Source organism: Dactylosporangium sp. NPDC051485, assembly GCF_040682015.1.
Classification (GTDB): domain Bacteria; phylum Actinomycetota; class Actinomycetes; order Mycobacteriales; family Micromonosporaceae; genus Dactylosporangium.
Genome location: NZ_JBFAZW010000005.1, coordinates 20,803 through 31,118, shown reverse-complemented (window position 1 = coordinate 31,118; position 10,316 = coordinate 20,803). Strand labels below are relative to the sequence as shown.

Genomic DNA, 10,316 nt, shown 5'->3' with positions numbered 1-10,316 from the left:
GGTCACCCTCTTCACCCTCACCGCCCACACCAACGGCGACGGCGGCTTCGACGACGCGACCACCCGCTGGGACGGCCCCTACTGGGGATCCGGCACGACGTTCCTAGCGACCGGCGACTTCAACGGCGACGGGAAAACCGACATCGCCCTCCTCTACGACTACAACACCGGCGGCCACGTCACCCTCTTCACCCTCACCGCCCACACCAACGGCGACGGCGGCTTCGACGACGCGACCACCCGCTGGGACGGCCCCTACTGGGGATCCGGCACAACGTCCCTGGCAACCGGCGACTTCAACGGCGACGGCAAGACCGACATCGCACTCCTCTACGACTACGGCACCGGCGGTGACGTCACCCTCTTCACCCTCACCGCCCACACCAACGGCGACGGCGGCCTCGATGGACCGGTCACCCGCTGGGACACGACCTCGGGCTCTGACCTCCAGTCGATGCTCTAGCGGGCGAGTGGCGGCGCGGTGGTACCGCCGCGCCGCCACCACCGAACATGGAGCACGCGCGACGCCCTGACGCGCTGACCGCTTGACACGCGCCCGGCCCCCGTGCACCCTCATTCTACTAGTAACCTAGTGGAACAGGATTACGGGTGATCGAATTCCACCTCGACGCACGCTCGGGGATCCCCCCGTACCAGCAGATCGTCAGGCAGGTACGCCAAGCGCTGCTGCTGGGGCTGCTCACCGAGGGCGACAAGCTGCCCACGGTCAAGGAGGTGGTCGCCAAGGTGGCGATCAACCCGAACACCGTGAGCAAGGCGTATCGCGAACTCGAACACCTGGGCCTGGCCGCGGCAAAGCCGGGGGTGGGCACCTTCATCACCCGATCGCTCGGCCACGCATCGCTCACCGAGCACGGTCCGCTGCGGCAGGAGCTACGCGCCTGGATAGACAAGGCCCGGGCGGCGGGCCTGACCGAGCCGGGCATCGAGGCGATGTTCCAGAACACCCTGCGCGAGAGCGCCGAAGAGGAGACATGAGCGCGATACTGCAAGCCCACGCGCTGGGCAAGCGATACGGCCAGCGCCAGGCGCTGGCCGACTGCACCCTGGAGATCCCGCCGGGACACGTCGTCGGCCTGGTCGGGCCCAACGGCGCGGGCAAGACCACCCTGCTGAAGATCGCCTGCGGCATGCTCGCGCCGACCACGGGGCGGATCGAGGTGCTGGGCGAACAGCCCAACGGCGCAACCGCGCAACTGGCCCGGGTCGGGTACGTCGCCCAGGACACCCCCACCTACGCGAGCCTGTCCGTCGCCGACCACCTGAAGTTCGGCGCCAAGATGAACCCGGGCTGGGACGCGAAGCTCGCGCAGGCCCGCGTCGAGCAGCTCGGGCTGAACCCGAAGCAGAAGGCGGGCAAGCTCTCCGGCGGGCAGCGCGCCCAGCTCGCCCTGACCGTCGCGGTCGCCAAGCGACCCGAACTGCTCATCCTCGACGAGCCGGTCGCCAGCCTCGACCCGCTGGCCCGTCGCGACTTCCTGCGGTACCTGATGGAGTCGGTCGCCGAGCACGACACCAGCGTCATCCTCTCCTCACACCTGGTCTCCGACCTCGAACGCGTCTGCGACTACCTGGTCGTGCTGGTCTCCTCCCGCGTACAGCTCGCCGGCGAAACCGACGATCTGCTCGCGCAGCACCACCGGATCGTGTGCACGCGACGCCAGGAGTCCGACCTGCCCGAGGGGTTGCAGGTCATCTCGGCGGAGCACACCGACCGGCAGTCCACATTCGTCGTGCGAAGCGAGCGTGCGCTGCCGGCCGGGGACTGGTCCGCCGAACACCTCGAACTGGAGGACCTCGTGCTGACCTACATGGAGCGGCCCGTCGTCCACGGCGCCGCGACCGCGATGCAACCGACGGGAGAAGCGCGATGATCTGGCTGACCTGGCGGCAGTTCCGCGCCCAGGCCCTCACCGTCCTGGTCCTGCTCGCCGCCGCGGCGATCGTGTTCCTGGTCACCGGGTTGCGGATGCACCACAGCTACGCCGCGGACCTGGCCGCGTGCGCCCCGCTGCACGCCTGTGACGGAGCAACCCCCGCCGCGCGGGCGCTGGGTGCCCAGATCTACCAGTTGCAGCGGAGCTATGAGCCCATGTTCATGCTCCTGCAGCTCCTCGTGATCGCCGTACCGGCGCTGATCGGCATCTTCTGGGGCGCGCCGCTGATCGGCCGTGAACTGGAAACCGGCACGCACCAACTCGCCTGGAACCAGACCGTGACGCGCACCCGGTGGCTCGCGGTCAAACTCGCCGTCGTCGGCGTCGCCGCGATCGCCACCACCGCGATCTTCAGTTGGCTGCTGACCTGGTGGGCCGGGCCGCTGGACCAGCTCAAGGGTGACCGGTGGGCGGCGATGACCTTCGCCTCACGCGACATCGTCCCGCTCGGCTACGCCGCGTTCGCCTTCGCCCTGGGTACCACGCTGGGACTGCTGCTGCGCCGCACGCTCCCGGCCATGGCCATCACCCTGGCCGTGTTCGTCGCCATCCAGATTCTCGTGCCCGCCCTCGTCCGGCCCCACCTGCTGCCGTCGACCACGACCACCTTCCCGATCAACCAGGCCAGCACGAGCCAGTTCCACGGCTTCTCGGGCTCGCAAACGGAGTTCCACTTCGACCTGCCGACACCGCAGGGCGCGTGGCTGACATCCCAGCCGCCCGTGCAGAACTCGTCCGGCCAGGTGGTCCGCATCGAGGACTACTCCGGCTGCTTCCCGGGTCTGGACGGAGGCGGCCAGGGCGACGACCCGGACTTGGGTCAGATCGGGGCCTGCCTCGCCAAGGACAACCTCCACCAGACCGTCACCTACCACCCCGCGAGCCACTACTGGCCGCTGCAGTGGATGGAAACCGGAATCTTCCTCGTGCTCGCCGGGGCGCTGGCCGGCACCTGCTTCTGGTGGATCCGGCGCCGGCAGAACTGACGGCCGAGCTGTGCCCGGCTGCCGGCGCCGTCGCGGGGAACGTCATCGCCGCAGGCGCAGCACGCAGACGTGTGGCGCGCCGAAGGGCTCCAGCACTCCGCGGACCAGGCCGGCGTGCAGGCCGCACACGGCATCGGGACGCTGCCCGACCAGCTCCAGAAACGGCGGGACTTTCGGCCCTGCTCGCCGCGGATGTGCGCGGATAACGTCGAGGCCATGAGCGAACAAGGTACCCAGCGGCGACAGCTCGCCGGCTACCGGTTCGCCGTTCCTCTGGCGGGCGCGCACGTGCGGCGGGTGTTCGACGAGCGCTGTTGCGGGCGGTGAACCCGGCCCCGTCCGCTTGCCGCCGAAGGAATTTCCGTGCTGGACGACATCCGCACCGCCTGCCGGCGTGATCCCGCGCTGTACGGCGTCCATCGCATCGAGGTCCTGCTCTACCCGGGCCTGTGGGCGCTGTGGGGTCACCGCCTCGCGCACCGGCTGTACCGCTGGGGCGTGCCGCTGCTGCCCCGGCTCATCTCCCAGGTCATGCGCAACGCGACCGGCATCGAGATCCACCCCGGCGCCGTCGTCGGTCGGCGGCTCTTCATCGACCACGGCGCCGGGGTCGTCATCGGCCAGACCGCCCGTATCGGCGACGACGTGACCATGTACCACCAGGTGACGCTCGGCGGCCGGGGCTGGCACCGCGACCCGAAGGGCGGCCACCGCCACCCGAGCGTCGGCGACCGCGTCGTGCTCGGCGTGGGCGCGACGGTACTGGGGCCGGTGCACATCGGCGACGACGCCGAGATCGGGGCGTTGTGCCTCGTCCTTTCCGACATCCCGGCGGGCGCCCGGCTGCGCGCGCCGGCCGCCGAAGTCCTGCCCAGGAGTCCGGCGGCCGCACCCGGGAGCCAGACATCGCGACGCAGGAGTCAGGAATGGTCTACCACGACATCACCGCACTGATCGGCCGCACGCCGCTGGTCCGCCTCGCCCGGTTCGAGCCCGGCCTGCCGGCCCGGCTGCTGGCCAAGCTCGAGGCGGCCAACCCCGGCGGCAGCGTGAAGGACCGCATCGCGCTGGCGATGATCGAGGCCGCCGAGGCCTCCGGCGAGCTGCGACCGGGCGGCCACATCGTGGAGGCGACCAGCGGCAACACCGGCATCGGCCTGGCCCTGATCGCAGCCGCCCGCGGCTACCGGCTGACCCTCACCATGCCGGAGAGCATGAGCGCCGAACGTCGCGCGCTGCTCGCTGCCTACGGCGCCGAGCTGGTCCTCACCCCCGCCGCCGCGGGCATGTCCGGCGCGATCGAGCGGGCCAACGCCATCGCCGGCGAGCGCGACGCGTTCATGCCCCGCCAGTTCGACAACCCGGCCAATCCGGAGGTGCACCGGCGTAGCACCGCGCTGGAAATCTGGAACGACACCGACGGTGACGTCGACCTGATCGTGGCCGGCGTCGGTACCGGTGGCACAGTGACCGGCGTCGGCCAGGCCCTGCGGGAGAAGAAGCCCGGCCTGCGGGTGTACGCGGTCGAGCCGGCCGAGTCGCCGGTGCTCTCCGGCGGCTCCCCCGGGCCGCACGGCATCCAGGGCATCGGCGCCGGATTCGTGCCCGCCGTGCTCGACTCGGCCGTGTACGACGAGGTCGTCCGGGTCGGCGTCGACGAGGCCCGCGCCGCCGCCAGACGGCTTGCGCGCACCGAGGGCATCCTCGCGGGCGTGTCGGGCGGCGCCGCGCTGCATGCCGCCGCCGCGATCGCCCGCCGGCCGGAGCACGCCGGTGCCACCGTGGTGGTCATCCTTCCCGACACCGGCGAACGGTACCTGAGCACGCCGCTGTTCACGACGCCGGACGAGCCGGGCCCCGGCCCCGCGCAGTAGCGATGTGCCGTGGCGCGGCGCGGCCGGGCAGCACTACCCGTGCCGACCCGGGACCTTGGTCCCGAAGATCGGTGACCACGGCACCTGGGTTCGGCAGTTGCGACCGGTGAGGCTGGTGGGGTACCGCGCCGCTGCCCGGCACCGACGGCTGGCTGGTCGTCGCTCACGTAACGCAGGAGATGGCCATGTCAGCAGACCGCTTGCCGGACGCCACCCGGATCCCCGCGACGGACCGGACCCCCGGCGCGGCACCGTTGCTGGTCGCCCGCCGGTTTCTGACCCGGGAGACGGTCGGCGACCACGGCCGCACGCTGCATACGATCGACGGGAACCACTGGGAGTCGTTCTACCGCGACCGCTGGAACTACGACCGGGTGGTCCGCTCGACCCACGGCGTCAACTGCACGGGCTCCTGTTCGTGGAACGTCTTCGTCAAGGACGGCCTGATCACCTGGGAGCACCAGGCCACGGACTACCCGACCACGGGGCCCGACGCGCCGGACTACGAGCCGCGCGGCTGTCCCCGCGGGGCCTCGTTCTCGTGGTACGAGTACTCGCCGTCGCGGGTGCGGCACCCCTACGTGCGCGGCGTGCTCGCCGAGATGTTCCGCGAGGCCGTGCAGCGCCTGGGCGACCCGGTGCTGGCGTGGGCCGACATCGTGGAGAACCCGGTCAAGGCCCGCGCCTACAAGGCCCAGCGCGGGCGCGGCGGCTTCGTGCGGGCCACGTGGGACGAGGCCATCACCATGACGGCGGCCGCGCACGTCTACACCACCAAGACGTACGGCCCGGACCGGGTCGTCGGATTCTCGCCGATCCCGGCCATGTCGATGGCGTCGTTCGCCGCCGGCACCCGCTACCACGCGCTGCTGGGCGGGACGCTGCTGAGCTTCTACGACTGGTACGCGGACCTGCCCATCGCCTCGCCGCAGATCTGGGGCGACCAGACCGACGTCCCCGAGGCCGGGGACTGGTGGAACGCCACGTACCTGATGATGTGGGGCTCGAACATCCCGGTGACCCGCACGCCGGACGCGCACTTCCTGGCCGAGGCCCGCTACAAGGGCACCAAGGTCGTCGCGGTCAGCCCCGACTACGCCGACAACGTCAAGTTCGCCGACGACTGGCTCGCGCCGCACCCGGGCACGGACGGCGCCCTGGCGATGGCGATGGGCCACGTGGTACTGCACGAGTTCTTCCACGAGCGGCAGGTGCCCTACTTCACCGACTACGTGCGCCGGTACACCGACCTGCCGTTCCTGGTCACGTTGCGCAGCACCGGCGACGGGGTGTGGGCGGCGGACCGCTTCCTGACCGCCGCCGACCTCGGGCAGCGCGACGGCGCGCACAAGACCGTCCTGGTCGACGAGCGCACGGGCGAACTCGTCGTGCCCAACGGCTCGCTCGGGTTCCGCTACGCCGACGACGGCGAGGGCCGATGGAATCTCGACCTCGACGGCGTGGTGCCGGCGCTCGGCCTGCTGGACCGGACCGGTGACAGCGCGACGGTCGAGCTGGCCCGCTTCGACGCCGGCGACACCGAGGGCGGCGCGGTGATGCGCCGCGGCGTGCCGGTGATGCGCGTCGGGGAGCACCTGGTGACGTCGGTCTTCGACCTGCTCATGGCCCAGTACGGGGTCCGCCGGGGTGACCTGCCCGGCGACTGGCCGGCCGGCTACGACGACCCGGATGCGCCGAACACCCCCGCGTGGCAGGAGCGCATCACCGGCGTGCCGGCCGCCCTCGCCGCCCGCATCGGCCGGGAGTTCGCGCGCAACGCCGAGCGCAGCGCCGGCCGGTCGATGATCGTCCTCGGCGCGGGCGCGAACCAGTGGTTCCACTCCGACATGACGTACCGCGCCTTCATCACGCTGGTGACGCTGACCGGCTGCCAGGGCGTGAACGGCGGCGGCTGGGCGCACTACGTGGGCCAGGAGAAGGCGCGCCCGGTCACCGGCCAGCAGCACATGTCCTTCGCGTTCGACTGGCAGCGGCCGATGCGCCACCAGGCCGCCACCCCGTTCTGGTACCTGCACACCGACCAGTGGCGCTACGAGCGGGTCCCGGCCGACGAGCTGTCCTCGCCGCTGGGCACCGGCCGCTTCGCCGGGATGTCGTTCGCCGACACCGTCGCCGCCGCGCAGCGCATGGGCTGGAGCCCGGGACACCCGTTCTTCAACCGCAACCCGCTCGACCTGTGTGACGAGGCCGCGGCGGCCGGCCGGCCGGTGGCCGAGCACATCGTCGCGTCGCTGCGGGACGGCACGCTGAGAACCGTCGCGGAGGACCCGGACGATCCGGCGAACTTCCCGCGCTGCCTGACCCTGTGGCGGTGCAACCTGCTCGGCTCCTCCGGCAAGGGCAACGAGTACTTCATGCGGCATCTGCTCGGCGCCGACTCCTCGGCGACGGCCGCCGAGTGCGAGCCCGGGCAGCGGCCGCGCGACGTGGCGTGGCGCGACGAGGCCCCGGTCGGCAAGCTGGACCTGCTCACCGCGATCGACTTCCGGATGACCAACACCGGCCTGCACGCCGACCTCGTGCTGCCCGCCGCCACCTGGTACGAGAAGCACGACATCTCCACCACCGACATGCACCCGTTCGTGCACGCGTTCAGCCCGGCGGTGCAGCCGCCCGCCGACGCGCACACCGACTACGACACGTTCCTGGCCCTGGCCGACAAGGTCAGCGAGCTCGCGGCGGGCCATCTTGGGGTACGCCGCGACGTGCTCGCCGCCCCGCTGCAGCACGACACCCCGGACGAGCTGGCCACACCGGGCGGCCGCGCGCGCGACTGGCGGTTCGGCGAATGCGAACCGGTGCCGGGGCGGACGATGCCCAAGCTGGTGGAGGTCGAACGGGACTACACGCTGATCGGCCGGAAGATGCGGACGGTCGGCCCGCTGCTCGACACGCTCGGCACGACCACCAAGGCGGTCACCGTCGACGTCACACCGGAGATCGAGTACCTGCGCCAGCGCAACGGCGTCATCGACGGGCGCCCCTCGCTGGAGACGGCCGACCGGATGTGCGAGGCGATCCTCGCGCTGTCCGGCACCACCAACGGACGGGTCGCCGCGGCCGGCTTCACCGCGCTGGAGAAGCGGACAGGCCAGCCGTTCACGGACCTGATCGAGGGCCACGAGGGCGACCGGATCACGTACGCGCAGACCCAGGACGCGCCGCAGCCGGTCTTCACCAGCCCGGAGTGGTCCGGCTCGGAGAAGGGCGGGCGCCGGTACTCGCCGTTCACCATCAACGTGGAGCGGCACAAGCCCTGGCACACCCTCACCGGCCGGCAGCACTTCTTCGTCGAGCACGACTGGGTCGCCGAGCTGGGTGAGCAGCTGCCGGCCTACCGGCCGCCGCTGAACATGACGCGGCACTTCGGCCGGCCGGGCGAGGCGGTCGACGGCGGCGTGACGGTACGGTTCCTGACCCCGCACGCCAAGTGGTCGATCCACTCCATGTACCACGACAACGAGCTGATGCTGGCGCTGTCCCGGGGCGGCCCGGTGGTCTGGATGAGCGTCGAGGACGCCGGCAAGATCGGCGTGCGCGACAACGACTGGATCGAGGCTCACAACCGCAATGGCGTCATCGTCGCCCGCGCCGTGGTCAGCCACCGGATGCCCGAGGGCACGGTGTTCCAGTACCACTCGCCCGAGCGCACGGTGAACGTGCCGAAGGCCGAACGGTCGGGCCGCCGGGGCGGCTACCACAACTCGATGACCCGCCTGCTGATCAAGCCGACGCACCTGGCCGGCGGGCACGCCCAGCTCACGTACGCCTTCAACTACTACGGCCCGATCGGCAGCCAGCGCGACGAGATCACCGTGATCCGCCGCCGCGCGCAGGAGGTTGAGTACTGATGCGGATCCGCGCACAGGTCGCCATGGTGATGAACCTCGACAAGTGCATCGGCTGCCACACCTGCTCGGTGACGTGCAAGCAGACCTGGACCAACCGGGAAGGCACCGAGTACGTCTGGTTCAACAACGTCGAGACCAAGCCGGGCATCGGCTACCCGAAGCACTACGAGGACCAGGAGCGCTGGAAGGGCGGCTGGCGGCTGGACCGCAAGGGCCGGCTCACGCTGCGCTCCGGCGGCCGGGCCAGGCGGCTCCGCCACATCTTCGCCAACCCGCAGCTGCCGAGCATCGACGACTACTACGAGCCGGCCACCTTCGACAAGGACATCCTGGTCAGCGCGCCGGCCGGGCTGAGCGACACCCCGGTCAAGCGGCCGCACTCGGCCCTGACGGGCGAGCCGATGTCCGTCACCTGGGGTGCCAACTGGGAGGACTCGCTCGGCGGGGCCCACGAGCGCGCCGGCGGTGATCCGAACCTGGCGAAGATGGCCGGTGACGCCGCCGCGAAGGTCCGCTTCGAGTTCGAGAAGACCTTCATGTTCCACCTGCCGCGCATCTGCGAGCACTGCCTCAACCCGGCCTGCGTCTCCGCCTGCCCGTCCGGTGCCATGTACAAGCGCGAAGAGGACGGCATCGTCCTGGTCGACCAGGACCGCTGCCGGGGCTGGCGGATGTGCGTGTCGGCCTGCCCGTACAAGAAGGTCTACGTCAACCACGCCACCGGCAAGGCCGAGAAGTGCACGCTGTGCTTCCCGCGCATCGAGGCCGGGCTGCCGACCATCTGCGCGGAGACCTGCGTCGGCCGCCTGCGGTACCTCGGCATCGTGCTGTACGACGAGGACGCGGTGCTCGCCGCCGCGTCGGTCGAGGACGAGCACGACCTGCTCGACGCCCAGCGCGCCGTGTTCCTCGACCCGCACGACCCGGCGATCCAGCAGGCCGCCCGCGACGCCGGCCTGCCCGAGGAGTGGATCGACGCGGCGCGGCGCTCCCCGATCTGGAAGCTGATCGCCGAGTACCGCATCGCGCTGCCACTGCATCCGGAGTACCGGACGCTGCCGATGGTCTGGTACGTGCCGCCGCTGTCACCGGTGCTCGACGCCGCCGGCGCGGCCGGACGCGACGACACCGACGCCGACGACGTCTTCCACACCATCCGCGAACTGCGCATCCCCGTGGAGTACCTGGCCGAGCTGTTCACCGCCGGCGACGCCGACGCGGCCGCCGGAGTGCTGATGAAGCTCGCCGCCATGCGCTCCTACATGCGGGCCCGCACCCTCGACGGCACCGTCGCGCAGGAACTGCTCGACAGCATCGGGATGACCGCCGAGCAGGTTGAGGCGATGTACCGGCTCCTGGCGATCGCCAAGTACGACGAGCGCTACGTCGTGCCGGCCGCGCACGCCCGGGACGCCGCCGCTCTGGAGGCCCAGGCCGCCGCGCATGGCGAGTGCCCCGTGGACGGCGAGGCCGGCCCCGGTCAGCGCTCCGGCGCGGGCGTCGGCCTGTTGCGGCGCTCCGACGGGCGGCGTGGCCTCCCGCTCAACCCGCTGCGGGGCGCGTCGTGACCGCCGCCGTCGTCGCCGCGCCTCCCGCCGACCGGGCCCGGATCTTCGAGCTCGCCTC

8 protein-coding genes and 1 pseudogene are annotated in these 10,316 nt (G+C 71.4%); 8 read left to right on the top strand and 1 reads right to left on the bottom strand.

Features of this window, described 5'->3' with window-relative positions:
* From AB0M46_RS03930 to AB0M46_RS03915, 4 genes are all read left to right on the top strand, one after another.
* A partial coding sequence (locus AB0M46_RS03930) for a VCBS repeat-containing protein (protein ID WP_363332758.1) occupies positions 1–463 on the top strand: 463 nt, incomplete at its 5' end.
* A 146-nt stretch (positions 464–609) separates the two neighbouring features.
* Positions 610–999: a GntR family transcriptional regulator gene (locus tag AB0M46_RS03925; RefSeq protein ID WP_363332757.1), complete on the top strand. Its 390-nt coding sequence runs from the start codon at positions 610–612 to the stop codon at positions 997–999.
* The gene (locus AB0M46_RS03920) at positions 996–1,895 is read left to right on the top strand and encodes an ABC transporter ATP-binding protein (RefSeq protein WP_363332755.1); all 900 of its coding nucleotides are present in this window, start codon (positions 996–998) and stop codon (positions 1,893–1,895) included. Before AB0M46_RS03925 ends, AB0M46_RS03920 begins: the two co-directional genes overlap by 4 nt.
* Positions 1,892–2,944, top strand: coding sequence for an ABC transporter permease subunit (locus AB0M46_RS03915; RefSeq protein ID WP_363332753.1), 1,053 nt, complete (start codon positions 1,892–1,894; stop codon positions 2,942–2,944). The genes AB0M46_RS03920 and AB0M46_RS03915 overlap by 4 nt, the downstream gene beginning before the upstream one ends.
* A gap of 42 nt (positions 2,945–2,986) precedes the next feature.
* Here the strand turns inward: AB0M46_RS03915 and AB0M46_RS03910 are convergent.
* Positions 2,987–3,109 (bottom strand): annotated as a pseudogene (locus AB0M46_RS03910) (transcriptional regulator); the annotation flags it as partial.
* 198 nt (positions 3,110–3,307) lie between these two features.
* On the opposite strand from AB0M46_RS03910, the gene epsC reads away from it, so the two are divergent.
* The 4 genes from epsC to narH all read left to right on the top strand — a co-directional run bounded on the left by epsC (position 3,308) and on the right by narH (position 10,258).
* Positions 3,308–3,898 (top strand): serine O-acetyltransferase EpsC, encoded by a 591-nt coding sequence (gene epsC / locus AB0M46_RS03905; RefSeq protein WP_363332751.1) that lies wholly within the window; start codon positions 3,308–3,310, stop codon positions 3,896–3,898.
* Complete coding sequence (gene cysK / locus AB0M46_RS03900) at positions 3,871–4,818, top strand: cysteine synthase A (RefSeq protein ID WP_363332749.1); 948 nt, start codon at positions 3,871–3,873, stop codon at positions 4,816–4,818. Before epsC ends, cysK begins: the two co-directional genes overlap by 28 nt.
* A gap of 185 nt (positions 4,819–5,003) precedes the next feature.
* Positions 5,004–8,690 carry a nitrate reductase subunit alpha gene (locus AB0M46_RS03895; RefSeq protein WP_363332747.1) on the top strand — a complete coding sequence of 1,229 codons (3,687 nt, stop codon included), beginning with the start codon at positions 5,004–5,006 and terminating at the stop codon, positions 8,688–8,690.
* Positions 8,690–10,258, top strand: coding sequence for a nitrate reductase subunit beta (gene narH, locus AB0M46_RS03890; RefSeq protein WP_363332745.1), 1,569 nt, complete (start codon positions 8,690–8,692; stop codon positions 10,256–10,258). The genes AB0M46_RS03895 and narH overlap by 1 nt, the downstream gene beginning before the upstream one ends.
* Positions 10,259–10,316: the final 58 nt, after the last annotated feature.

Coding starts and splice junctions, on each gene's coding strand:
- AB0M46_RS03895 (WP_363332747.1), top strand. CDS start 5,004: ATGTCAGCAGACCGCTTGCCGGACGCCACCCGGATCCCCGCGACGGAC.
- AB0M46_RS03920 (WP_363332755.1), top strand. CDS start 996: ATGAGCGCGATACTGCAAGCCCACGCGCTGGGCAAGCGATACGGCCAG.
- AB0M46_RS03915 (WP_363332753.1), top strand. CDS start 1,892: ATGATCTGGCTGACCTGGCGGCAGTTCCGCGCCCAGGCCCTCACCGTC.
- cysK (WP_363332749.1), top strand. CDS start 3,871: ATGGTCTACCACGACATCACCGCACTGATCGGCCGCACGCCGCTGGTC.
- narH (WP_363332745.1), top strand. CDS start 8,690: ATGCGGATCCGCGCACAGGTCGCCATGGTGATGAACCTCGACAAGTGC.